This window comes from Bordetella ansorpii (assembly GCF_900078705.1).
GTDB classification, from domain to species: Bacteria; Pseudomonadota; Gammaproteobacteria; order Burkholderiales; family Burkholderiaceae_B; genus Bordetella; species Bordetella ansorpii_A.
Map to the genome: position 1 here is coordinate 399,987 of NZ_FKIF01000007.1, position 24,217 is coordinate 424,203.

Annotated in this window: 24 protein-coding genes; 13 read left to right on the top strand and 11 right to left on the bottom strand. The window is 68.5% G+C overall.

Annotation, left to right across the window (positions count from 1 at the left end; genetic code table 11):
- Positions 1-2: 2 nt before the first annotated feature.
- From ureE to ureG, 3 genes are read left to right on the top strand one after another with little or no spacing between them, the layout of a single operon-like run.
- Positions 3-782, top strand: coding sequence for an urease accessory protein UreE (gene ureE, locus A6745_RS17545; protein ID WP_066129947.1), 780 nt, complete (start codon positions 3-5; stop codon positions 780-782).
- Positions 779-1,480 (top strand): urease accessory protein UreF, encoded by a 702-nt coding sequence (locus A6745_RS17550; RefSeq protein WP_066129948.1) that lies wholly within the window; start codon positions 779-781, stop codon positions 1,478-1,480. The genes ureE and A6745_RS17550 overlap by 4 nt, the downstream gene beginning before the upstream one ends.
- A gap of 36 nt (positions 1,481-1,516) precedes the next feature.
- Positions 1,517-2,143: an urease accessory protein UreG gene (ureG, locus tag A6745_RS17555; protein WP_066129951.1), complete on the top strand. Its 627-nt coding sequence runs from the start codon at positions 1,517-1,519 to the stop codon at positions 2,141-2,143.
- 40 nt (positions 2,144-2,183) lie between these two features.
- On the opposite strand, the gene A6745_RS29075 is transcribed toward ureG, so the two are convergent.
- Together A6745_RS29075 and A6745_RS17560 are read right to left on the bottom strand one after the other, a co-directional pair.
- Positions 2,184-2,351, bottom strand: coding sequence for a hypothetical protein (locus A6745_RS29075; RefSeq protein ID WP_197488179.1), 168 nt, complete (start codon positions 2,349-2,351; stop codon positions 2,184-2,186).
- Positions 2,352-2,855: 504 nt separating this feature from the next.
- Positions 2,856-3,785 (bottom strand): LysR family transcriptional regulator, encoded by a 930-nt coding sequence (locus A6745_RS17560; RefSeq protein ID WP_066129953.1) that lies wholly within the window; start codon positions 3,783-3,785, stop codon positions 2,856-2,858.
- A gap of 125 nt (positions 3,786-3,910) precedes the next feature.
- On the opposite strand from A6745_RS17560, the gene A6745_RS17565 reads away from it, so the two are divergent.
- Positions 3,911-4,627: an SDR family oxidoreductase gene (locus tag A6745_RS17565; RefSeq protein ID WP_066129955.1), complete on the top strand. Its 717-nt coding sequence runs from the start codon at positions 3,911-3,913 to the stop codon at positions 4,625-4,627.
- A 160-nt stretch (positions 4,628-4,787) separates the two neighbouring features.
- On the opposite strand, the gene mctP is transcribed toward A6745_RS17565, so the two are convergent.
- The 3 genes from mctP to A6745_RS17580 all read right to left on the bottom strand — a co-directional run bounded on the left by mctP (position 4,788) and on the right by A6745_RS17580 (position 7,299).
- The gene (mctP, locus tag A6745_RS17570; RefSeq protein WP_066131333.1) at positions 4,788-6,278 is read right to left on the bottom strand and encodes a monocarboxylate uptake permease MctP; all 1,491 of its coding nucleotides are present in this window, start codon (positions 6,276-6,278) and stop codon (positions 4,788-4,790) included.
- Entirely contained in the window at positions 6,278-6,457 is a 180-nt protein-coding gene (locus A6745_RS17575) for a DUF3311 domain-containing protein (RefSeq protein ID WP_066129957.1), read from the bottom strand. The genes mctP and A6745_RS17575 overlap by 1 nt, the downstream gene beginning before the upstream one ends.
- Positions 6,458-6,681: 224 nt before the next feature.
- A complete protein-coding gene (locus tag A6745_RS17580; RefSeq protein WP_066129959.1) occupies positions 6,682-7,299 on the bottom strand; it encodes a YceI family protein in 618 nt (205 codons plus the stop codon).
- Positions 7,300-7,522: 223 nt separating this feature from the next.
- Between A6745_RS17580 and loiP the strand changes: the two genes are divergently transcribed.
- Complete coding sequence (gene loiP / locus A6745_RS17585) at positions 7,523-8,293, top strand: metalloprotease LoiP (RefSeq protein ID WP_066129961.1); 771 nt, start codon at positions 7,523-7,525, stop codon at positions 8,291-8,293.
- Between the two features lie 159 nt (positions 8,294-8,452).
- Here loiP and A6745_RS17590 read toward each other — a convergent pair whose 3' ends face one another.
- Complete coding sequence (locus A6745_RS17590; RefSeq protein ID WP_066129964.1) at positions 8,453-9,469, bottom strand: Bug family tripartite tricarboxylate transporter substrate binding protein; 1,017 nt, start codon at positions 9,467-9,469, stop codon at positions 8,453-8,455.
- Between the two features lie 239 nt (positions 9,470-9,708).
- On the opposite strand from A6745_RS17590, the gene A6745_RS17595 reads away from it, so the two are divergent.
- Complete coding sequence (locus A6745_RS17595; protein WP_066129966.1) at positions 9,709-11,454, top strand: IlvD/Edd family dehydratase; 1,746 nt, start codon at positions 9,709-9,711, stop codon at positions 11,452-11,454.
- 21 nt (positions 11,455-11,475) lie between these two features.
- Here the strand turns inward: A6745_RS17595 and A6745_RS17600 are convergent, their stop codons facing one another.
- Together A6745_RS17600 and A6745_RS17605 are read right to left on the bottom strand one after the other, a co-directional pair.
- Positions 11,476-12,297: a protein phosphatase 2C domain-containing protein gene (locus A6745_RS17600; protein ID WP_066129971.1), complete on the bottom strand. Its 822-nt coding sequence runs from the start codon at positions 12,295-12,297 to the stop codon at positions 11,476-11,478.
- A gap of 132 nt (positions 12,298-12,429) precedes the next feature.
- A complete protein-coding gene (locus A6745_RS17605) occupies positions 12,430-13,329 on the bottom strand; it encodes a LysR family transcriptional regulator (protein WP_066129974.1) in 900 nt (299 codons plus the stop codon).
- A gap of 118 nt (positions 13,330-13,447) precedes the next feature.
- On the opposite strand from A6745_RS17605, the gene A6745_RS17610 reads away from it, so the two are divergent.
- Both A6745_RS17610 and A6745_RS17615 read left to right on the top strand, forming a co-directional pair.
- On the top strand, positions 13,448-14,410 hold the full coding sequence (locus A6745_RS17610) for a 3-hydroxyacyl-CoA dehydrogenase family protein (protein ID WP_066129976.1): 963 nt from the start codon (positions 13,448-13,450) through the stop codon (positions 14,408-14,410).
- Between the two features lie 126 nt (positions 14,411-14,536).
- On the top strand, positions 14,537-15,388 hold the full coding sequence (locus tag A6745_RS17615) for a BKACE family enzyme (RefSeq protein ID WP_066129978.1): 852 nt from the start codon (positions 14,537-14,539) through the stop codon (positions 15,386-15,388).
- Between the two features lies 1 nt (position 15,389).
- Here A6745_RS17615 and A6745_RS17620 read toward each other — a convergent pair whose 3' ends face one another.
- Together A6745_RS17620 and A6745_RS17625 are read right to left on the bottom strand one after the other, a co-directional pair.
- Entirely contained in the window at positions 15,390-15,914 is a 525-nt protein-coding gene (locus tag A6745_RS17620) for a DNA-deoxyinosine glycosylase (RefSeq protein WP_066131335.1), read from the bottom strand.
- Positions 15,915-16,021: 107 nt separating this feature from the next.
- Entirely contained in the window at positions 16,022-17,872 is a 1,851-nt protein-coding gene (locus A6745_RS17625; protein WP_066131336.1) for a phosphoenolpyruvate carboxykinase (GTP), read from the bottom strand.
- A gap of 218 nt (positions 17,873-18,090) precedes the next feature.
- Here A6745_RS17625 and A6745_RS17630 point away from each other — a divergent pair, with 218 nt between their 5' ends.
- The 3 genes from A6745_RS17630 to A6745_RS17640 are packed head-to-tail and all read left to right on the top strand — an operon-like array spanning position 18,091 to position 20,650.
- Positions 18,091-19,371 (top strand): Zn-dependent hydrolase, encoded by a 1,281-nt coding sequence (locus A6745_RS17630; RefSeq protein ID WP_066129980.1) that lies wholly within the window; start codon positions 18,091-18,093, stop codon positions 19,369-19,371.
- A gap of 2 nt (positions 19,372-19,373) precedes the next feature.
- Complete coding sequence (locus A6745_RS17635; RefSeq protein ID WP_407922737.1) at positions 19,374-19,712, top strand: thioredoxin family protein; 339 nt, start codon at positions 19,374-19,376, stop codon at positions 19,710-19,712.
- 5 nt (positions 19,713-19,717) lie between these two features.
- A complete protein-coding gene (locus A6745_RS17640) occupies positions 19,718-20,650 on the top strand; it encodes a DMT family transporter (RefSeq protein WP_066129984.1) in 933 nt (310 codons plus the stop codon).
- Between the two features lie 24 nt (positions 20,651-20,674).
- Here A6745_RS17640 and A6745_RS17645 read toward each other — a convergent pair whose 3' ends face one another.
- Positions 20,675-21,385, bottom strand: a complete 711-nt coding sequence (locus tag A6745_RS17645) for a GNAT family N-acetyltransferase (RefSeq protein WP_066129986.1) — start codon at positions 21,383-21,385, stop codon at positions 20,675-20,677.
- Between the two features lie 68 nt (positions 21,386-21,453).
- On the opposite strand from A6745_RS17645, the gene pdxR reads away from it, so the two are divergent.
- A complete protein-coding gene (pdxR, locus tag A6745_RS17650) occupies positions 21,454-22,959 on the top strand; it encodes a MocR-like pyridoxine biosynthesis transcription factor PdxR (protein WP_066129988.1) in 1,506 nt (501 codons plus the stop codon).
- 248 nt (positions 22,960-23,207) lie between these two features.
- The gene (locus A6745_RS17655; protein WP_066129989.1) at positions 23,208-24,209 is read left to right on the top strand and encodes a hypothetical protein; all 1,002 of its coding nucleotides are present in this window, start codon (positions 23,208-23,210) and stop codon (positions 24,207-24,209) included.
- The last annotated feature ends 8 nt before the right edge of the window (positions 24,210-24,217 follow it).

Below are 24,217 nucleotides of genomic sequence, written 5' to 3' on the forward strand. Positions count from 1 at the left end.
AAATGATCCGTATCGAAAAAGTCCTTGGTGACGAATCCAGCATCGCGGCGCCGCTGCGCCGCCGCGCCGCGCCCCTGACGCTGGCCTACGAAGACCGCTGCCGCAGCCGCCTGGCCGTCACGCTGGACGACGGCCGCGAAGCCGCGCTGTTCCTGCCGCGCGGCACCATCCTGCGCGACGGCGCCATCCTGATCGCCACCGACGGCACGCTGGTGCGTGTGGCCGCGGCGCAGCAGCCGGTGCTGCGCGTCACCAGTCCCGATCCCCTGCTGCTGCTGCGCGCGGCCTACCACCTGGGCAACCGGCACACGCCGGTGCAGGTGCGGGCGGACGCCCTGCAGCTGGAATACGACCCCGTGCTGCGCGACATGCTGCTGCGCCTGGGCGTGCGGGTCGAAGAAGCGCAGGGCGCGTTCGACCCGGAATCCGGCGCGTACGGCGGCGGGCACAAGCACGGGCACGATGAGACGTACGCCGAGGACCATGCGCTGGCGCGGCAGGCGTATGCGCACCGGCATGGGCATGACCACGGACACGATCATGGGCATGAAGGGCACGTGCATGGGCCGGGGTGTGGGCACGATCATGGCCATGATCACAAGCATGGCCAGGAAAAGCCTATGCATGGTCCGGGCGGCGGACACGACCATGGTCACAAGCACGATCACGACCATGGTCACAAGCACGATCACGACCATGGTCATTCCCACGGCCACAAGCACGATCACGATCACGATCACAACCATGACCATGATCACAAGCACGACCACCGCCGCAAATGACCCTGCCCCCGGACGACGCCGCCTCGCTGCTTGAACTGGCCGGTCTCCTGCAACTGGCCTCGCCGGCGCTGCCCATCGGCGCCTTCAGCTATTCGCAGGGCCTGGAATCGGCCATCGAGGCGGGCATCGTCCACGACGCGCCCAGCGCGCATCACTGGATCGCATCCGGGCTGGACATCCTGGCCGGCGGCGACGCCGTGCTGCTGCTGCGCTTGTGCGAGGCCTGGCGCGCCAGCGACGCGCGGACGCTGGCGCAGGCCAACGACACCATCCTGGCCCTGCGCGAATCCGCCGAACTGCGCCTGGAGACCGAGCAGATGGGCAATTCGCTGGCCCGGCTGGCCCGCGAGCTGGAATGGGGCACGCCGGATTCGCGCGCCCTGCTGGCCACGCTGCAGCCCGTCGCGCTGCACACCGCGTATGCCTACGCCGCCATGGCGTTGAACATCTCCCCGCCACGCGCCACCGCGGCCTGGCTGTACGGCTGGCTCGAGAACCAGGTGGCCGCCGCCCTGAAGGCGGTGCCGTTGGGCCAGGTGGCCGGCCAGCGCATCCTGCATGGCCTGCGCCGCGCGCTGGCCGAGGCCGTGCAGCGCGCGCAAGCCTGCGCCGACGACGGCATCTCCACCTTCGCGCCGCTGCTGGGCATTCTCTCGGCGCGCCACGAAACCCAGTATTCGCGCCTGTTCCGCTCCTAGCCGCGCGGGCGCGCGCGCTCACCTCAAGGACACACCATGCAAGCACGCACCAAGAAGAACCCGCCGCTGCGCGTGGGCATCGGCGGCCCCGTCGGCTCGGGCAAGACCACCCTGCTGGAAATGCTGTGCAAGGCAATGCGCGACCAGTACGACCTGGTCGTCATCACCAACGACATCTACACCAAGGAAGACCAGCGCCTGCTGACCGTGGCCGGCGCGCTGCCGCCCGAGCGCATCATGGGCGTGGAGACCGGCGGCTGCCCGCACACGGCCATCCGCGAGGACGCCTCCATCAACCTGGACGCGGTCGACCGCATGCTGCAGCGCTTTCCCGATGCCGACATCGTGTTCATCGAATCGGGCGGCGACAACCTGGCGGCCACGTTCAGCCCCGAGCTGTCGGACCTGACGCTCTATGTGATCGACGTGGCGGGCGGCGAGAAGATCCCGCGCAAGGGCGGTCCGGGCATCACCAAGTCGGACCTGCTGGTCATCAACAAGACCGATCTGGCGCCGCTGGTGGGCGCCTCGCTGCCGATCATGGAGGAAGACACGCGCCGCATGCGCGGCGAACGGCCCTACGTGATGAGCGACATGAAGTCGCAGGCCGGCCTGCCCGACATCGTGCGCTTCATCGAGAGGCGCGGCCTGCTGGCGGCCTGACGCCGGCGCATCGCTGCGGGGCGGCAGGCCGCGAGGACGGTCAACCCGCCGCGCTGCGGTAGTCGGCGACGGTGAAGTCCGGCGCGGTGGAGGACGCCTGCGCGGGCGTGGCCGGGGCCACGGGGCTGCTTTCGGCGTCACGGTCGGCGATGCCGAACAGCGACAGTTCGGCGGTGACCAGCGCATCCAGGAAGTTCGTCTTTTCCATCGTATGGGCTCCTGCTTTCTACGGACATGAACAAGCACGCGCGGCCCCGGCAAGTCCGCCTGATCGCCCGACGGGCGAATCGGCGGAAAAAAGCATGCCGTTCCGAGGCGGATGTCTCGCCAGGGAAAGACCGGCGGCAAAACGAAAATGCCTGGCCGCCAATCCCAGGGGCACCCGAGAAAGGCGGCAGGGCATGTCCCATGTTGCGCCCGCACAAACGGGCGCGTCAATTCGATTTGCTCAATTCGTTCGATAAAAAACGCGAATCAGCCTTCTTTATCAGCCCATCGTCAGCTATCCATACCCGAACCTGAACGAATGAGCCCCGCCGGCGGCGTCACGCGCGGCACCGCCCCGCTCTTACATTCCTTGGGGCTTCATGTGCCAAGGGCAACATCGCAGCGTTGTGGTTGCAAGCGTCAACGTCCGTCTTGCGGCTGACATCCGACCAACCAGGCGCGGACGGTGTGCCTTGGAAAATCGGGCGGCAGCGTGAGCCATCAATCAGTTGCCCAGCCGCGCGCCCTTGCAGACAGCCAGGATGGTATCGCGCAGCCAGCGATGGGCGGGGTCTGCATGAAGGCGTGGATGCCAAATGGCGGATACCTTTATTGGAGGAGTCCGCACCGGCAGCTCGAAGTGCCGAAGGCCCGCACTCATGGCAGCGTCGCTCACCGACCCGATGCCCAGGCACGAACATGGGACAAGCCCGATAAGGTCTGAGTGGCGGACGATCTGCATTGCGTTGGCGTAGCTTGGCACAACCATGACAACGGTTCTGCGCAGACCCGACTGCTCCAAGGCGTCATCTACCGGGCCAGTGAATTGATGCTTGCGTGCTGCGATCACATGCGGGTAGCTGGCATAGCGTCTGGCCGTCACGCCGGGCTTATTCAAAAGAGGATGGCCGGTTCGACAAATACCGACGAATCGGTCCTGAAAAAGAAGCCGTGTCTTCAACTCCGGCGCCTTGGTTCCGATCACTCCAACCTCCAAGTCGACCATGCCTTCGCGCAGTGGCTGCGCATCCTTGTCGGACTTGGGGATGAAGCGGATACGAACATGAGGAGCGGCCCGAGCGATGAGCGCCATCAACGCGGGACCGGCCAGATCGACAAACCCGTCGTTGGCCCGGATCGTGAACGTCCGCGCCAAGGTCGCCAGGTCCAAGGTGTTCTTGATGGGTTGCAGCACAGCTCTGGCATTGCGCGCAAGTTCATGCACATGCTCACCGAGCCGCTCGGCATAGGGGGTCGGAACAAGCGTCCTGCCAGCCTGTACGAGTAGTTGATCCCCGGTGGCTACCCGCAGCCTGGCGAGCGTTCTGCTCATCGCGGACGGACTCAAGCCCAGGCGACGTGCCGCCCTTGTCACGCTGCGCTCAGTGAGCAGCATGTCCAGCGATGTAAGAAGGTTCAAGTCCACGTTTTGCATCAGCAGTCCGTTCTGAATGTCGTGTGCATACGGCGCAATCGATTATTGCATCGTGTGCGTCTGGCGCAAATCAGGAGCAGCCTCCAGAATCGATGCCTGTCCAATCAGATGAGAGGGTTGCAGCCATGACGCATTCATCAAGCCATGAGACTGGTCCGAGCATTTTGCTCATAGGTGCTTCGCGTGGCCTTGGGTTCGCCATGTCGGCGGAGTTTCTGAAAAGGGGATGGAACGTCGTCGGAACCGTGCGCGGAAATGCCAGAACCGAATTGCATGATCTGGCCGATGCTCACCAAGACCGCGTCGAGATCGAACCACTCGATGTCACTGAACAGGTGCAGATTGCCGCGCTGCGTGATCGCCTTTCCGGCCGCCGCTTCGACATCCTGTTCGTGAACGCAGGAACCGCGAATACCAATCAACACGAAACCATCGCTGACGTAACCACGGAGGAGTTCGTGCGCGTCATGGTGACGAACGCGCTCGCACCGATGCGCGTCATCGAGGCGTTGCAAGACCTGGTGCCTGCCGATGGCCTGATCGGAATCATGTCGTCTGGACAAGGCAGCATCGCCAGCAACGAGAAAGGCGGGCATGAGGTCTATCGCGGCAGCAAGTCGGCCTTGAACCAATACATGCGCAGCTACGCCGCCCGGCACGCGGGGGAACAACGCGCATTGTTGTTACTGGCCCCCGGTTGGATTCGTACTGCGCTGGGCGGCCCTGAAGCGCCGTCTGGCTTGGAGGAAACCATCCCCGACATCGTGAGCGTGTTGCTCTCAAAACGCGGGAAGCCCGGCTTGGAGTACCTGGACCGTATGGGACGCACCGTGCCGTGGTGAGGCGCAAGGCGGGATCTCCCAGGTAATTGCGCACTCCTGCATCGCACAGCCGCCGCAGTGCGCCCATGCTGGGCGCACGAACCAAAAAGCCGGCCCGAAGCGGCCGGCCCTGTCTCATGCGCAGGAAGGAACAGGCCGCCCGCCGGACGGCCCCGCCGCCTCAGACGCCGGGCTGCGCCACGGCCCGCGAGCGCGATCCCAGCAGCAATTGCGCCACCACGGCCACGACGATGTTCACCGCCAGGGCCAACAGCCCCGTGTACATCGTGTAGGCCGTGCCGCCGACGACCACCGAATGCACCGGCTTCACACCGTCCGCGAACACCAGCGCCGTGCCGCCGCCCAGGCCCACGGCCCAGCCGATCAGCAAGGCGGTGCCGCCGAACCAGCGCGAGAACAGGCCGAAGACCACCGCCGGGAAGGTCTGCAGAATCCACACGCCGCCCAGCAGTTGCAGGTCCAGCGCATATTGCGTGGGGATGAACAGGATGAACACCAGTGCGCCCACCTTGACCACCAGCGACACCAGCTTGGCCACCTTGCCCTCGCCTTGCGCCGTGACGTTCGGATTGACGTAGGCCTTCCAGAAATTGCGGGTGAACAGGTTGGCCGCGCCGATCGACATCACCGCCGCCGGCACCAGCGCGCCGATGGCGATGGCCGAGAAGGCGAAGCCCGCGAACCAGCTGGGGAACAGCGTGTTGAACAGCATCGGCACCACGTCGTTGTTGGAGCCCGGCCTGATGCCGGCGGCGTAGGCCATGTAGCCCAGCAGCGCGATCAGGCCCAGCAGCAGCGTGTAGGCCGGCAGGAAGATCGCGTTCTTGCGGATCGTGTCCGCGCTCCTGGCGGCGAAGATGCCGGTCAGCGTGTGCGGGTACATGAAGGCCGCCAGCGCCGAGCCCAGCGCCAGCGTGGCGTACGGCAGGAACTGCGCGGGCGCCAGCGTCAGGCCGCCGCTGCCCTTGGCCGCGTACGCCTTGCCGGCGGCATCGAATACCGCCGCGTAGCCGCCCAGCTTCAAGGGCACCAGCACCACCGCCACCAGCACCACGATGTAGATCATCAGGTCCTTCACGAAAGCGATCAGCGCGGGCGCGCGCAGGCCGGCTGCGTAGGTGTACAGCGCCAGGATGATGAAGGCGGCGGCCAGCGGCAATTCGCCCGTCAGGCCCAGGGCCTTGATCACCACCTCCATGCCCACCAGTTGCAGCGCGATGTAGGGCATGGTGGCCAGCACGCCGGTCACGGCCACGGCCAGCTCCAGCGGACGCGATCCATAGCGGCCATAGACCACGTCGCCCGCGGTCACGTGGCCTTGCTTGTGGGCCACGTTCCACAATTTGGGCATGATGGCGAACACGATGGGATACACCAGGATGGTGTAAGGCAGCGCGAAGAAGCCATAGGCGCCCACCGCATAGACCAAGGCGGGCACGGCGATGACGGTATAGGCGGTATAGAAATCGCCGCCCACCAGGAACCAGGTGATCCAGGTGCCGAAACGGCGGCCGCCCAGGCCCCATTCATCGAGATTGGCGTGGTTCTCGCCGCGCTGCCAGCGCGACGCCGCGAAGCCCATCACCGTGACCAGCAGGAAGAAAAAAATAAAGACCGACAGGGCGGCCCAGTTCAGGTGGCTGCTGTCCATCATTCTTCCCCGTGCTTGCGGTAATGGCGGTAGACGATCCAGGTCAGGAACGCCGTGATCGGCACCCACAGCAACTGATACCAGTAGAAGAAGGGAAAGCCCATGAAATCGGGCAGCGCCTGGTTATAGAAAGGCACCCATAGCAAGCCCAGGAAGGGTAATAGAAGCAGTATCCACATGATGATGCGCGCTCGTGTCTCGTGTAGGTTGATGTCGTTGCAGAGCCTTGCGGCCCGCGGATGTGCGGGACTTGAACGAGGGCGCGGGATCGGCCGCCCCCTCGGGCGCAACGATACGCCCGCCGCATTCACACCGCGCAATAGCCCATTTTGCATGCAGGGGTATTCGCGCGGCGCAGCGCCGCGCGGACGAACCGTGCCTGGAATCCGTCAGGATCCGGCGTTCAGGGTTCGATATGGGGCTCGGGTTCGGGCGGCCGCAGGCCGGCCACGGCGCTTCGATCCAGCGCCACCTTGATGGTCAGTCCGATTTCGTCGGCCACCAGCCGATGGTCGGCCACCATGCCGAAATCGCTGCGGCGGATCTTGCCCGTCGCCTCGAAGGCCGCAGGGCCGCGGCCCTTGCCGCCCGGCACCAGCGAGACGTCCAGGGTCTGCGGACGCGTCACGCCGCGAATGGTCAACAGGCCCGTCATGGTCCACTTGCCATCGTCGCCCGCCGTCAGGCCCGTGCTGCGGTAATCGATCTCGGGATAACGGGCGGCATCGAAATAATCGGCCGAGCGCAGCTTGCTGGCGCCGCCCGGCATGCCCACGCGGATCAGACTCGCGCTCATGCGCACGATGGCCTGGCTTTGCGCCAGCTTCGCGGCATCCAGCGACAGGCTGCCCTGGAACTGCTGGAATTCGCCCGTGGGCCGCAGCAGGCCGCCCACCCGGGGAAAGAACTCGATGACCGCATTGCGCTGGTCGAAGGGGTACGAGACGGGCTGGGCATCGGCGCGAGCCATGCCGCACAGGCTGGCCAGAAGCAGGGGTAGGCAGGCAAGGCGGAAAGGCATCCGGAGCGCTCGTCTTTCGTTTTCGATGCGGCAACACTATAGACGGCAACCTTTGCCGAAATATTCCCGGAATGCCGCCGTTGGTATTTGTTGCAGTCTGATAATCAAAAACACCCGGCGGCATCGAGCCCCTCATTAAAGTCTAGCCCGCGCCAGTTCAGTCTTTTTTAAGACAAAAAGCCCTGGCCGCTGCACAAAATCAAACTTCAGAAAGAGGACTTCCATGCGTAAGATCACGTTCGGCTCGACGGCTGTGGCCGCGGCCCTGCTGCTGGCAGGCTGCAACAACATGGGTAGCATGCCGAATACCGACGGCCTGATGGCAGCGGGCGCCAGCGCCTACCAGGCCGCCACGCTGTCCGACGCCGACATCGTCCAGATGTCGGATGCCGCCTGCAAGCAGAGCGACGCGGAATCGAAGGTCGCCGCGCCCAAGAGCAAGTACGCCACGCGCCTGACCCGCGTGATGAAGGGCTTCGGCGACATGGACCTGAACGGCAACAAGATCGACTACAAGGTCTACCTGACCAAGGACGTCAACGCCTGGGCCATGGGCAACGGTTGCGTGCGCGTGTACAGCGGCCTGATGGACATGATGAACGACGACGAACTGCGCGCCGTGATCGGCCATGAAATGGGCCACGTCGCCCTGGGCCACAGCAAGAAGGCCATGCAGACCGCCTATGGCGTGAGCGCCGCCCGCAACGCCGCGGCTGCCGCCGGCGGCAGCGCCGTCGCGGCCCTGTCGGCCTCGCAACTGGGCGACCTGACCGAGAAGTTCATCAACGCGCAGTTCTCGCAGTCGCAGGAAACCGCGGCCGACGACTACTCGTTCGATCTGCTGACCGAGAAAAAGATGAACCGCAAGGGCCTGGTCACGGCTTTCCAGAAGCTGGCCAAGCTGGACGGCGGCAAGAGCGACATGTTCAGCTCGCACCCCTCCTCGCCCGACCGCGCCGCCCGCATGGAAGCGCGCCTGAAGAACGGCAAGTAAGCCCGGCGGCGCCCACGGCGCCGGATGCCATGCAAAACGGGGCGCCCCGCGAAGTGCGCCCCGTTTTTCGCTTCGTGCAGGGCAACACCGCTCCTGCCGGACGGCGCGGCCTCCCGCAAGCCCGTCCAGCGGCGGGCGGCGGGATGCCCTGCATCCGCATCACTCACCCACGACGTTGCCCTCGCGGATCACGTCCGCCCACTGCTTGCGCTCGGCGCTGATGCGCTTGGCCGCGTCGGCGGGGGTGGTCCAGGTGGCGACGGCGCCCTGCGCCAGCAGCGCTTCGCGCGTCGAGGGCTTGGCCAGAATGGTCTTCAAGGTGCCATTGAGCTTCTCGACGACCGGCGCCGGCGTGCCGGCAGGGGCCAGGATGCCGAACATCGAACTGACCTCGAACCCCTTCAGGCCGGCCTCGGCGGCGGTCGGCACGTCGGGCAGCGCCTCGGCGCGCGACGAAGCCGTGACGGCCAGCGCGCGCAGCTTGCCCGCCTTCACATGGGCCTGCGCCGCCGGCACGGTCTCGATCATGCCGAGCACCTGGCCGCCCATCAGGTCGGTCATGGCCGGGCCGCTGCCCTTGTAGGGCACGTGCAGCACGTCCACGCCGGCCACGCGCTTGAACATCTCGGTCGCCAGGTGCTGCGGCGAGCCGTTGCCCGACGAGGCCATGGTCATGGCGCCCGGCTTGGCCTTGACCAGCGCGATGAACTCCTGCAGCGTGTTGGCCTTGACCGAGGGATTGACCACGAACACCAGCGGCACCGTCCCCACGATGGACACGGGCGAGAAGCTCTTCTCGATGTCGTAGGGCACGCGGTTCTTGTAAAGCTCGGCGTTGATCGAGTGGCTGGTCAGCGCGCCCAGCAGCAGCGTATAGCCGTCGGGCGCGGCCTTGGCGACCTGGTCGGCGCCGATGTTGCCGGCCGCGCCGGCGCGGTTCTCGACCACCACGCTCTGGCCCAGCGCGCCCGTCAGTTCCTGCGCCATGACGCGGCCGATCACGTCGGTGGCGCCACCGGGCGGATAAGGCACGATCAGGCGCACGGGGCGGTCGGGGTAGTCGTCCTGGGCCTGGACGGCAGGCGCGCAGATCGCGCCGATGGCCAGCGCCATCAACGAACAGACGAACACGCGGCGGGGCACGCGCCCGGCCGCGGTGCAGCGGGATGCGGACATGGCTTGTCTCCTATCCTGAACCGGGCTATTGATGGATGGGCTTTGCTGTTGTGCCCGGTTCTCATGCCGGGCAGTGTAGGCGGCGTGCCTTGATTGATTAATCAGTATTTTTCTATCGACTGATCGGCGAATTAGATCAATTTTCACCCATCGTGGAAAGTACTTGCGGCTGCCGAACATGGCTGGCTATGATGGCCGGCTTTATTATCAATAATATTATCGAAGGTTAGGAAGACGACATGAGCCAGAAAAAACAGCCGCCTGCCGGGGCCGCCGGCCTGTCCAAGGGGCTGACCAACTACGGGGACACGGGCTTTTCGCTGTTCCTGCGCAAGGCCTTCATCAAGGGCGCCGGCTACACCGACGACGCGCTGTCGCGCCCGGTCATCGGCATCGTCGACACCGGCAGCAGCTACAACCCCTGTCATGGCAACGCGCCCCAACTGATCGAGGCCGTCAAGCGCGGCGTGATGCTGGCTGGCGGCCTGCCCGTGGACTTTCCCACCATCTCGGTGCACGAGAGCTTCTCGCATCCCACCAGCATGTACCTGCGCAACCTGATGTCCATGGACACGGAAGAAATGATCCGTGCCCAGCCCATGGACGCGGTGGTGCTGATCGGCGGCTGCGACAAGACCGTGCCCGCCCAGTTGATGGGCGCGGCCTCGGCCAACGTGCCGGCCATCCAGTTGGTGACGGGTTCCATGCTGACCGGCGCGCACCGTGGCGAGCGTGTCGGCGCCTGCACCGACTGCCGCCGCTACTGGGGCCGCTACCGCGCCGACGAGATCGACGCCGCCGAGATCAGCGACGTCAACAACCAGTTGGTCGCCAGCGTCGGCACCTGTTCGGTGATGGGCACGGCCAGCACCATGGCCTGCGTCACCGAAGCCCTGGGCATGATGGTGTTCGGCGGCGGCTCGGCCCCGGCGGTCACGGCCGACCGCGTGCGCGTGGCCGAGCAGACCGGCACCACCGCGGTCGCCATGGCCAGGTCCGGCCTCACGCCCGACCGCATCCTCGACGGCAAGTCGATCGAGAACGCGCTGCGCGTGCTGCTGGCCATCGGCGGCTCGACCAACGGCATCGTGCACATCACGGCCATCGCCGGCCGACTGGGCATCGACATCGACCTGGCCGGCCTGGACGCCATGAGCAAGGAAACCCCCGTGCTGGTCGACCTCAAGCCCTCGGGCCAGCACTACATGGAAGACTTCCACAAGGCGGGCGGCATGCCCGCCCTGCTGCGCGAACTGCGCCCGCTGCTGCATCTGGACACCATGACCGTCAGCGGCCGCACGCTGGGCGAGATGCTGGACGAGGCGCCCGCCGCGTTCGCGCAGGACGTGATCCGCCCGTTCGACAAGCCCATCTACCCGCTGGGCGGCCTGGCCGTGCTGCGCGGCAACCTGGCCCCGGGCGGCGCCATCATCAAGCAGTCGGCCGCCAACCCCAGGCTGATGGAGCACGAAGGCCGCGCCGTGGTGTTCGAGAACGCCGAGGACATGGCGCTGCGCATCGACGACGACGACCTGGACGTCACCGCCGAGGACATCCTGGTGCTCAAGCGCATCGGCCCCACGGGCGCGCCGGGCATGCCCGAGGCCGGCTACATGCCGATCCCGCGCAAGCTGGCGCGCGCCGGCGTGAAGGACATGGTGCGGATTTCCGACGGCCGCATGAGCGGCACGGCGGCGGGCACCATCGTGCTGCACGTCACGCCCGAGTCCGCCATCGGCGGCCCGCTGGCGCACGTGCGCACCGGCGACCGCATCCGCCTGTCGGTGAAAAACCGCGAGATCTCGCTGCTGATCAGCGACGAGGAACTGGCCCGGCGCGCCGCCGAGGTGAAGATCGAACGCCCGTCGGCCGAGCGCGGCTATCGCAAGCTGTTCCTGCAGACCGTCACGCAGGCTGACCAGGGCGTCGACTTCGACTTCCTGCGCGCCACGGAAACCACCGACAAGGTGCCGCGCCCGCGTTGACGCCCGCGCCTGGGATGGCGCTCAGCCGACGCGCACCCAGAGGGCCGTCGCGTCGTCGCTGGCCTTGAAGCGCGGATAGCGCAGGCAGGCCGCGTCATCCCTTTCGATCTGGCGCAATTCCCGCCCCAGGGCCGCCAGGCCGGCCTCGGCCATGCGCGACACCAGCGCGGGCGCGTCGTACGCGGCATACGCATCGATCAGCGCGGCGAAGCCATCGCTCATCAGCAGGATGTCGTCGCCCCGGCGCACGGGCGCGCGGGCATGGCGCGTGCCCTGCTTCGCCTGGGCCGCGTCCACGCCGAGCACGGCTTTCGGCCTTTCGCGCGCGGCGCGGCGGTCGGCCAATACCTCGGGCGTGCGCACGCTGCCCGCGCCCGCCCCCGGGCCCAGCGCCGCCGCCTCGGCCGATTCGGCCCCGCGGTCCGGTGCGGGCGTCAGGAACGCCACGCCGCCGGCGCCGCGGTGGATCACCGTGCAATCGCCCAGCCAGGCGCAGGCCACCTCGCCGTCCTCGAGCGCCACGGCCGCGAACGCGGCGCGCGGCAACTCCCAGGACGAGACCGGATCCCGGCGTCTTTCACATGCATAGGCGCCGGAAAGCGCGTCGAAGACCTGGCCGCAGATCTCTTCCAATGATGGATTGCCGTGGACGGCGCCAAAGCCCGCTTGCGCCCGCATCGCCAGCCACGCCGCCCCGCCCCGCTCGCCCAGCAGGCCGGGAGCGCCCAGGTCGGTCGCGCCGTCGATCACCCAGGCATGCCGGTCGGCGCTGCCGGCGCGGTCGTCGTTGGGCACGCTGGCCCTGCCGGCCAGGCTGATGCTTTCAATCAGGTCGAGATGCATGATGAGAGGGGAACTCCGGAATCGCGGCCAGGATAGTGGAAGAGCCGGTATCGCCAGACCCTGCGCGGGGCCCGCTGGACCGGCCGGCCCGTTGCGGCGTGCGGACCCTGGCCAGGAACGACACGCCGGGCTTCAGGACGACAGACTGTCCCGCAGCATCTGCACCAGCGTAGCAGCCGCCGGCGACAGGCTGCGGTTGCGCAGCGTCACCAAGCCGATCGACCGTTCGGCCACGGGTGCGATCAGCTTGCGCTCGGCGATGCCGGGATGGGCCACGGCTTCGGCCGCCGTTTCCGGCAGCGCCGCCACGCCGAATCCGCATTCCACCATGGCCACGATGGTGGCCAGGTGCTCGGCCTCGAAGGCCGGCTGGAAACGGATGCGGTTCTGCAGGAAGGCCCATTCGGTGTACTGCCGCACGCTGCTGGGATGCACCATGGACACATGCGACATCTCGGCGGTATCGGCCCAGCGCACCGGCCCCTTGCCGCCTGCCAGCGCATGGCCCTGCGGGATCAGCAGGATGAAGCTGTCCGACATCATCGGCACGTAGTGCAGGTCCGCATGCTGGGGGTCCGCCGCCGTCAGCGCGAAATCCACCTGTCCCGCGCGCACCAGGTCGAAGGCCGGCCCCGACAGCGTGTCGTGCACCTTCAGCGCCACGCCCGGATGGTTCTGCCGGTAGGCCATCAGCACGCGGGGCAGCCAGCGCGCGGCCAGCGAAGGCAGCGCGGCCACGGCCACCTGGCCATGCTCGGCGCCGGCGATGCCGCTGACCGCCGCGATGGCCTCGCGAAACGCCACCTGCAGCGTGGCCGCCTGCTGCAGGAAGACCTCGCCCGCGGCCGTCAGGCGCACCGAGCGCGTGGTGCGGTCGAACAGCCGCACGCCCAGGCTGTCCTCGATGCGCAGGATCTGCGTGGACAGCGCCGACTGCGACAGATGCAGTTGCGCGGCGGCCTGGCGGAAGTTGAGCATGCGGCCCAGCATCAACACGGTGTCGATGTCGCGCATGGACAGATTGATCTGCATGGGATGTCTCGGGGTTTTTATTGATCTTTATTTCAGATCATTCTATCCAAAAAATCTGATTCATCTATCAAATCCGCTTCTCTACACTGACCGCAACTCTGTAGAAGGAACGACTTCCATGAACGCAGCAATTCCCCGCCTGGACGCGCCCGGCGGTTCTCATGCCGTCGTCGTGGGCGGCGGCACCATGGGCGCCGACGTGGCCGTGGTGCTGACGCGCGCGCTGTGCCGCACCACCGTGATCGAACCCGATGCCGGCCGCGCCCAGGCCCTGCCCGAACGCGCCCGCGCCAATCTGCAAGCCATCGGCCGCGAGGCCGGCGCCGGCCGCATCGCCGTCGTGCCGGCGCTGGACGACGTGGACTGGGCCTCGGTGGACCTGGTGATCGAATGCATTCCCGAGCGGCTGGACATCAAGCAGTCGCTGTTCGCCGAGCTGGCGCGCCGCGCGCGGCCCGACGCCATCCTGGCCAGCAACAGCTCCAGCTTTCCCATCAGCGCCATCGGCGAGGGCCTGGACACGCAAGGCCGCATGCTGGGCCTGCACTTTTTCATGCCGGCGCACCTGGTGCCGCTGGTCGAGGTGGTGCTGGGCGAGGCCAGCGACGGCGCCAGCGCCGATGCGTTGATCGCCTTCATGCGACGCTGCGGCATGGTGCCGGTGCGCGTGGCGAAGGATCTGCCCGGCTTCCTGGCCAATCGCCTGCAGCATGCGCTGTCGCGCGAGGCCTTCGACCTGATCGACCGCGGCATCGCCACCCCCGAGGACGTGGACGCGGCGGTGCGCTTCGGCTTCGGCTTCCGCTTCCTGGCCGCGGGCCCCGTGATGCAGCGCGATCACGCCGGCATCGACGTGCATGCGGCGGCGGGCGCCACCATGTATCCGACCTTCTGCAATGCGGACACACCGGCGCGCTGCCTGACCGAACGCGCCCAGGACGGACGCCACGGCATGAAGGCGGGCGAAGGGTTCTACAGATGGACGCCCGAGACCATCCAGGAGGAACGCGCGCGCTACGACAGGCTGCTGCGCGCGGGGCTGGACCTGGTGTCGGCTGAGTTGCCCGAGATCAAGCCCTGAAGGCAAGGCGACGAGCACGGCCATGTCGCGGGCGCCCGGCCGGACGCCATGCATCGACGCCTTCTTGAGACTACCCAGCACCGCGCGCCATCGAGACGCGCGGCCTTGATACCGAGACAAGCAGATATGACCGACATTTCCACTCCCGCCAGCCTGGCCGACTCCCCCGTCATCGTCACCGTGGCGCCCAACGGCGCCTACAAGACGGCCAAGGACCATCCAGCCGTGCCCATGACGCCCGCCACGCTGGCCGCCGAGGCGCGCGCCTGCCTGGAAGCCGGCTCGGCCATGATGCACATGCACGTGCGCAAGCCCGACGGCAAACACCTGCTGGACGCCCAGGCCTATCGCGACGCCCTGAAGGCCGTGCACGACGAAGTGGGCGACCGCGTGCTGGTGCAGGTCACCAGCGAAGCGGCGGGCGTCTACCGCGCGCCCGAGCAGATCGCCGTGGTGCGCGAGCTGCGCCCGCAGGCCGTGTCCATCGGCCTGCGCGAGATCGCCGTGCCCGAGGTGCCCGAACAGGAACTGGCCGGCTTCCTGGGCTGGCTGGCCGGCGAACGCATCATGACGCAGATCATCCTGTACGACGCGGCGGATCTGGCGCGCTGGCAGGACCTGCGCGCGCGCGGCCTGGCGCCCGCGGGCGCATGGTCGGTGCTGTTCGTGCTGGGCCGCTACAGCGCGGGGCAGACTTCGTCACCGCGCGACCTGCTGCCCTTCCTGCAAGCGTATGACTTCAGCCTGCCCTGGGCGGTGTGCGCCTTCGGCCGTGAAGAGAACGCCTGCGTGACCACGGCGGCGGCGTTCGGGGGGCACATGCGGGTGGGCTTCGAGAACAACCTGCTGCTGCGCGACGGCACCGTGGCGCCGGGCAACGCGGCGCTGGTGGCGCAGGCGGCGGAAGGCGGCCGGGTGCTGGGCCGGCCGATCGCGGATGCGGACCGGGCGCGCGAGATCTACGGCGCGGTTCGCTGAGTCAATCCGGCACGATGGGCCGCCAGGCTTGCAGCTTGGCGGCGAACGGCATGGCCGCGTGCGCCGGGCTGGTGGACGGCAGCGCGGCGTACGCCATGTCGGGATGGCTTTGCGACAAGGCCGGCAGCACATGCCGGCGAAACAGCGCCTGCGCGCTGCCGCCGTTGAAGCAGATGCGCCTGATGTGCGGATGCGCGGCCAGAAAGCCGGCGAAATCATTGGCTTGCGCCGATTGCGAGTCGATGGCGGCGTCCAGGCTGCCAGGGCGTTCGCACGCGGCCAGGACATCCCACAACGCCACGCCCGCGTCGTTCAAGGCCTGGATGCGGGCCTCGTACGGCAATGCCAGGTCGAATCCCAGCAGCGTGGCCGAGATGGGCCAGAACGCATTGCGCGGATGCGCGTAATAGCGGACGGCCGCAAGCGACGCCACGCCGGGCATCGTGCCCAGCACCAGGACACGGGCGCCAGGATGCGCGGCGGGAGGAAAACCCAGGACGTAATGCGGGGACGCGGACTCGGTCATGGCGGCATTGTGCCGCATCACGCCCTCGACGCCTCGCAAGGTGTTGGCGGCCAGGCACGGACAAGGCCGAGGCAGCCTCGGCCTTGGGTCATTCAAGCAGGATCGCCTCAGGCCGCCAGGCGGCCTTCGATCTCGGCCTTGGTCTTGGGCAACTCCGCCGGCAGGCCCTGCTTCAGTTGCTGGAACAGCTCGTCATGCAGCGACAGTTCTTCCTTCCAGGAAGGCAGGTCGACCGAGATGACCTGCTGGAACTTCTCCTGGCTGAAATCCAGGCCGGTCCAGTCGATGTCGCCGTAGGTGGGCGACACGCCGAACAGCTGTTCGGCGCCGCCGGCCTTGCCTTGCAGGCGGCCCAGGATCCACTGCAGCACGCGCATGTTCTCGCCGTAGCCCGGCCACACGAACTTGCCGTCCGGCCCCTTGCGGAACCAGTTCACGCAGTAGATGCCCGGCAGCGTGGCGCCCGCCGATTGCAGCTTCTCGCCCAGCTTCAGCCAGTGATTGAAGTAGTCGGCCATGTTGTAGCCGCAGAACGGCAGCATGGCGAACGGATCGCGGCGCACCACGCCCTGCTGGCCGGCGGCCGCGGCGGTGGTTTCCGAGCCCATCGTGGCGGCCATGTAGACGCCTTCGCGCCAGTTTCGCGCCTCGGTCACCAGCGGCACCGTGTTGGAACGGCGGCCGCCGAAGATGAAGGCGTCGATGGCCACGCCCTTCGGGTTCTCCCAGTCGGGGTCGATGGACGGGCACTGCTGCGCCGACACCGTGAAGCGCGCGTTGGGATGCGCGGCCTTGCGGCCCGAATCGGGCGTCCAGTCCTTGCCCTGCCAGTCGATCAGGTGGGCCGGCGCCTCGTCGGTCATGCCTTCCCACCACACGTCGCCGTCGTCGGTCAGGGCGACGTTGGTGAAGATGACGTTGGCCTTGAGCGTGGCCATGGCGTTGGGGTTGGTCTTATGGCCGGTGCCCGGGGCCACGCCGAAGTAGCCGGCCTCGGGGTTGATGGCGTACAGGCGGCCGTCGGCGGCCGGCTTGATCCAGGCGATGTCGTCGCCGATGGTGCTGACCTTCCAGCCGTTCATGCCTTGCGGCGGGATCAGCATGGCGAAGTTGGTCTTGCCGCAGGCCGAGGGGAAGGCGGCGGCCACGTGGAACTTGCGGCCCTCGGGCGAGGTGACGCCCAGGATCAGCATGTGTTCGGCCAGCCAGCCCTGGTCACGGCCCATGGTCGAGGCGATGCGCAGCGCGAAGCACTTCTTGCCCAGCAGCGCGTTGCCGCCGTAGCCCGAACCGTAGCTCCAGATTTCGCGCGTTTCCGGGAAATGCACGATGTACTTGGTGTCGTTGCAGGGCCATGCCACGTCGGCCTGGCCGTCGCGCAGCGGCGCGCCGACGCTGTGCACGCAGGGCACGAACTCGCCGTCTTCGCCCAGCACGTCGTACACCGCGCGGCCCATGCGGGTCATGATGCGCATGTTGACGGCCACGTAGGGACTGTCGGACAGCTCGACGCCGATGTGGGCGATGGGCGAACCCAGCGGGCCCATCGAGAACGGCACCACGTACAGCGTGCGGCCTTCCATCGCGCCCTCGAACAGGCCGCCCAGGGTGTCGCGCATCTCGTCGGGCGCGGCCCAGTTGTTGGTGGGGCCGGCGTCTTCCTGGCGCTCGGAGCAGATGAAGGTGCGGTCTTCGACGCGCGCCACGTCCGAGGGGTCGGACCAGGCCAGGTAGGAATTGGGGCGCTTGGCCGGATTCAGGCGGCGCATGGTGCCTGCCTGGACCATCAGCTCGCACAACCGGTCGTACTCTTCCTGCGAGCCGTCGCACCAGACCACGCGCGCCGGACGGGTCAACGCCACCACGTTGGTCACCCAGGCGATCAAACGCGTGTGCTTGACGTAGGACGGGACGTCGAGGTCGACGGGCTGGACCGTGTCGGATGCGGTATGGGACATCATATGGAGGCTCTCCTGGATTTATAGTCGACACGGCGCCCAGGAAACCGGGGCCGTGCAGTGAAACCGAATCATCATACTTTGGCGCGCAGCCGCCCCCAAATCGGGTTGAAAGCAAAAGCAACGCCGCGCACCGTGTCCGGCCCGACATCCCGGGCCGCCGCCGCCAGGGCCTTGTGACATAATCGTCAGCCAATTCCCGCTCTTCTGGCCGCGCAATGCCCGCCTTTCCGCCGCTGAACGCCGACCGCCTCTGGTCACGCGTCGAAACGCTGTCCCGCCACACCCTGCCCGACGTCCCCTGGACGCGCCGCGCCTTCTCGCCGCCATTCCAGGCCGCTCGCCAATGGCTGCAAGGCGAGTTCGCCGCCGCCGGGCTGACCGTGGCGCTGGATGCCGGCGGCAATCTGGTGGGACGGCGCGCGGGCACCGGCGACGGACGGGACGCCCGGCGCAAACCCATCGTCACCGGCTCGCACTGCGACACCGTGCCCGCCGGCGGCCGCTTCGACGGCATCATCGGCGTGCTGGCCGGCATCGAGGTCGCCCACACTCTGCACGAACAGGGCGTGCAACTGCGCCACCCGTTCGAGGTCATCGATTTCCTGTCCGAAGAGCCCAGCGACTACGACGGCGTGTCCTGTATCGGCAGCCGCGCCATCGCCGGCACGCTGGATGCCCAGATGCTGGCCAAGGCCAATCCGGCGGGCGAAAGCCTGGCCGACGCGCTGAGCCGCATCGGCGCCGATCCGCGCGCGCTGGCCCGGCCGCTGCGCGGGGCCAACGCCACGGCGGCATTCGTCGAACTGCACATCGAACAGGGCCCCGTGCTGGAAACCCGCGGCCTGCCCATCGGCGTGGTCACGCACATCGTCGGCATCCGCCGGGCGCGCATCCGCGTCACCGGCCAGCCCGACCACGCCGGCACCACGCCCATGGACATCCGCCGCGACGCGCTGGTGGGCGCCGCCCGGGTGATCGACGCCGCGCACCGCCGCGCCAGCGAACTGACCGGGGCGCGGCACTATGTGGTGGCCACCATCGGCCGCATCGCGGTCACGCCCAACGCCACCAACGCCGTGCCCGGCGGCGCGGACATGATCCTGGAGGTCCGCAGCGACAGCCAGGCCGTGCTGGACGGATTCGTCGAGGACCTGGTGCACGGCGTGGCGGGCGACATGGCCGCGCTGCGCCTGGAACTGGCCTGGGACGAAGTCTCGCGCGCCAGGCCCACGCAATGCGCCCCCCTGGTGATGGATGCCGTGCAGGCCGCGTCCGAGCGTCTGGGCTACGCCTCGATGCGCCTGCCCAGCGGCGCCGGCCACGACGCCGTGCAGATGGCGCACACCGGGCCCATGGGCATGATATTCATCCCCTGCCTGAACGGGCGCAGCCACTGCCCCGAGGAATGGATCGAGCCCGCGCAACTGCTGGACGGCACGCGGGTGCTGTACGAAACCGTACGGGAACTGGACGCCCGGCTGGCGCGCGAATCCTGACCATGATCGAGCAACACGACCTGGACGACGGCACCGCCGACCGCTTCCTGCTGGACGCCAGGGGCATTTCGCTGCTGGTGTTCCATAGCCGCACCTGCGGCACCTGCCGCGTCGCGCGCGAGCAATTGCCCGCCTTCGACCTGCCGGTCGAACGCCTCTGCTGGATCGATGCCGGCGACAACGGCGGCCTGGTCGAACGCTACGAGGTCTTCCACCTGCCCGCGATGTTCGTGGTGCGCGACGGCACCTTCCACGGCGCGATCGCCGCGCAGCTGGCGCAATGGGATATCGAACAGCAGCTCGCGCTGGCGCTGGACAACTACCCCGCCGAGTTGCCCTGATTCCGATGCCGCCCGCCATCCGCCGTCCGCTGGACGGCACCGCCACCGGCATCATGCTGCTGCTGTGCGTGTGCTGGGCCTTCCAGCAGGTCGCGATCAAGCTGGTGGCCGCGGACATCGCGCCCACGCTGCAGATCGGGCTGCGCTCGGCGTTCGCCGCCGTGGTGCTGGGCATCTTCGTGCTGCGCCGCGAAGGCCTGGGCATGCTGCGCGACGGCACGCTGCCCGCCGGCCTGCTGGTGGGCCTGCTGTTCGCGGCGGAATTCCTGCTGGTCGCGCTGGCCTTGCGGTTCACCACGGCCTCGCACGTGGCGGTGTTCCTGTACACCGCCCCCATCTTCACCGCGCTGGGCCTGCACCTGCGCCTGCCCGAGGAGCGCCTGCTGCCCCTGCAATGGGTGGGCGTGCTGCTGGCCTTCGTCGGCATCGCGGTGGCCTTCCTGGGCAAGCGCGATGGGGCGCCGCCGTCCGCGCCGGACATGCTGCTGGGCGATTTCCTGGCCTTGCTGGCCGGCCTGGCGTGGGGCGCCACCACCGTGGCGCTGCGCGGTTCGGCCCTGTCCGAAGCGCCGCCGACCAAGACGCTGTTCTATCAGATGGCGGTGGCCGCGGTGCTGCTGATGTCCTGGCACGCGGCCTCGGGCGACCCCGCGCCGGTCTGGAGCGCGCCGGCCCTGGCCAGCATGGCGTTCCAGACCCTGGGGGTGGCGCTGGCCAGCCTGCTGGCCTGGTTCTGGCTGCTGCGCCGCTACCTGGCCACCCGGCTGTCGGTGCTGTCGTTCGCCACGCCGCTGTTCGGCGTCACCTTCGGCGTGCTGATCCTGCATGAGCCCATTGCCCCTGGCTTCGCCCTGGGCGCCCTGCTGGTGCTGGGCGGCATCCTGCTGGTCAGCGGCGCGGGGTGGATCAACGAGAAACGGAAGCGGCCAGGGCGCTGAAGCGCGGGCCCACCCGCTCCCCCGTCACGCCATCTCGCCCAGCCGGCGCCGCTGCACGCCGTTCTCGTCGAAATTCTCCGGCGCCAGCCAACGCTCGAACGCCGCGCGGCGCGCGGGCCATTCGCCGTCGATGATCGAGAACCAGGCGGTATCGCGCGTGCGGCCCTTGTACACCACGGCCTGCCGGAAAATGCCCTCGAACTGGAATCCCAGCCGCTGCGCCGTGGCGCGCGAGGGCGCGTTCAGGCTGTCGCACTTCCATTCATAGCGGCGGTAACCCAGTTCGTCGAACACGCGGCGCATCAGCAGGTATTGCGCCTCGGTGGACAGCGCGGTGCGCTGCAGGGAGGGCGAGAACGTCACGTGGCCCACTTCGATCACGCCGTTGGCCGGATCCATGCGCATCAGCGCCAGCGTGCCCACGACCTTGCCGGTGACCTGATCGACCACGGCGTGGTGCAGCGTGTCCTGGCTGGCGGCCTGCTGCGCGACATAGGCCAGGTGCTCTTGCCGGCTGGCGAACGGTCCCTTGAACAGATAGGTCCAGGCGCGGCCGTCGGGCGCCTGGCCGAACACGTCGGCCAGGTCTTCGGCATGGCGCGCGGCGTCCAGCGGTTCGAGCCGGCACAGGCGGCCCTGGATGGGCGTGCGCGGGGGCAGCGGGCGTGGCCGCCAATCGGGCAACGGCGCCCCGATGGGTTGGCCGAAGGCATTGCTGAAGGAAGGTGCGGACATCCTGGCGTTCCGGGTTGAATGAGCCGCCGCGGATCGGCGGCATGGCGGTAAGATAGGCGCCTCGTGGCATGATGAAAAGCGCCACAGCACCCTCAAATCATGGAGCCATGGCGCCGCCACCCCTTCTGCTCGATGCCCCATTGCGGCCCCCCGCCGCCGGGGGCCCGCTGCAACGCCAGTTGCTGCACCGGCTCAAGCAGTCCATCCTGGATGGCGGCCTGCCGCCGGGCGCACGCCTGCCCGCCTCGCGCGAGCTGGCCGCGCAACTGGGCGTCTCGCGCAATACGGTGCTGATCGTCTACGACCACCTGGCAGCCGAAGGATATGTGCTGGCCGACCGCCAGGGCACGCGCGTGGCGCAACTGGCGGCGCCGCCCGGCACAGGCCCGTCGTGCCCCGCGGCGGCCGGGTCCGACAGCCCGGCGCCACGCATGGCCGCCCGCGTGGCCAGGCTCTCCCCCCCATTCGCCGCCGGCGAAAGCGGCTTGCCGCTGCGCCCGGGCACCCCCGCCCTGGCGCGCTTTCCAGCCGCCGCCTGGCGCCGTTCGCTGGAGCGCGCCTTGCGCGCCGCTCCCGCCGCCACCCTGGGGTATGGCCCGCCCGCGGGCGAGCCGGCGCTGCGCGCGGCGGTCGCCGCCCATCTGGGCGTGTCGCGCGGCGTACGCTGCACGCCCGACCAGGTGGTGATCACCGACGGCGCGCAGGAAGCCATCAACCTGTGCGTGCGATTGCTGGCCGACCCCGGCGAAACCGGCTGGATCGAGAACCCCGGCTATCGCGGCGCCCGAAGCGCTTTCCGGGCGGCGGACCTGCGCGTCGTGCCGGTGCCCGTCGACGCCGAAGGCCTGGCCGCCGACCCGGCGCTATGGCGCGACGCCCCGCCCCGGCTCATCTACACCAGCCCCTCGCACCAGTACCCGACGGGCGCCGTGCTGAGCGCCGCGCGGCGCCTCGACCTGATCGCCCGCGCCACCGCGCGCGAGGCCTGGATCATCGAGGACGACTACGACAGCGAGTTCCGCCATCACGGCGAACCCATCGCCGCCATGCAGGGCATGGTGCCGGACGCCCCCGTGCTGTACGTGGGCACCTTCAGCAAGACCCTGTTTCCCGCGCTGCGGCTGGGCTTCGCCGTGCTGCCGCCGGCCATCGCGCGGCAGGCCGAGGCGGCCCTGGGCGAGCTGCTGCGCGGCGGCCACCGCCATGCCCAGCTGGCCCTGGCCGACTTCATCGACAGCGGGCAGTTCGCGCGGCACCTCGGCCGGATGCGGCGCCTGTACCGCCAGCGGCAGCACGCCTTGCGCGCGGCGCTGAGCGCGCACCTGGCGGTGGAGCACGAGGTGCTGGGCGGCCATGGCGGCCTGCATCTGACCCTGCGCCTGCCCGCGCGCCATCCCGACCAGGAGATCGCACGGGCGGCGCAGCGGCTGGGGATGGCGCCGGCGCCGCTGTCGGCGTTCGCGCAGGAAGATGGCACGGCCGACAATGGGCTGGTGCTGGGTTATGGGAACACACCGGCCGAGCGTATCGACGCGCTGGTGAAACAGTTGGCGGAACTGATCCAACGGCGATGAGCGCGCAGGCGAAAGCCACCGCGCGGGGGGTCGTGACGCGGGGAAGATTGGATCGCCCCGAGGAGGAGGACCGGCATGCCCGGCGGCTCGCCGGTCCTGGAGACTGGGGCGCCGCGCACCACATGCCCGTATCCACGCGGTTTCAGCGCGTTTCCGGCCTTGCACGGGACGGCGCGCTGTCAGCTTCGGCGTCCTAAGATCGATGCCGTGCCGGGCGCCGTGCCCACCTGATTTCCTGGAAATCCATCATGCGTCTGCTGCTGTGCTGCGTTCTCTTCATCACCGCCCTCGGCGCCGCGCAAGCCGAGGGCGTGGGCCGGATCGCGCAAGGCCGCCTGGCCATCGACGGCCCCGAGGGCCAGGGCACCGCCGCGCTGCAACTGTCCGCCGACTGGAGCCAGCCGCATCCGGAAATCCTGCGCGCCGTCATCATCGTGCACGGCAAATTGCGCAATGCCATGACCTATTTCGAATCCGGATTGCAGGCCGCCCGCGCGGCCGGCGCTCAGCCGTCCACCCTGCTGATCGCCCCGCAGTTCCTGGCCACGCCGGACGTGGCGCGCCACCACTTGCCCGACACGCTGCTGCGCTGGACCCCGCGCGGCTGGATGGGCGGCCTGCCCGCGCGAGGCCCCGCGCCGCTGAGCAGCTTCGCCGTATTCGACGCCATCCTGGCCCGCCTGGCCGACCGGACGCGCCTGCCCAATCTGCGCGAGGTCGTCATCGCCGGCCACTCGGGCGGCGGCCAGGTGGTGCAGCGCTATACGGTGCTGGGCCAGGGCGGACAGGCGCTGGCGGACGCGGGCATCGCGCTGCGCTACGTGGTGGCCAATCCCTCGTCGTATGCCTATTTCAGCGCGGACCGGCCGCGGACGGTGGATGCAAAATCCTGCCCCGGCTTCGACACCTGGAAATACGGCATGCGGGACCTGCCGCCCTACGCCGGCCACGCCGACGCCGCCGCGCTGGAGCAGCGCTATGCGCAGCGGCGCGTCACCTATCTGCTGGGCGAGAAGGACACCGATCCCAACCATCCGGCGCTGGACAAGGGTTGCGAAGCCCAGGCGCAGGGGCCGTTCCGGCTGGCGCGAGGCCGGAACTACTTCCAGTATCTGCGCACGCGGCATCCCCAGGGACTGGCGCAGCAGGTGGTGAGCGTGCCCGGCGTGGGGCACAGCGGCAAGGGGATGTTCAATTCGCCGCAGGGCCGGGCGGCGTTGTTCGGCGAGCCGGCGCAACCGGGCCGCTAGCGGCGGCG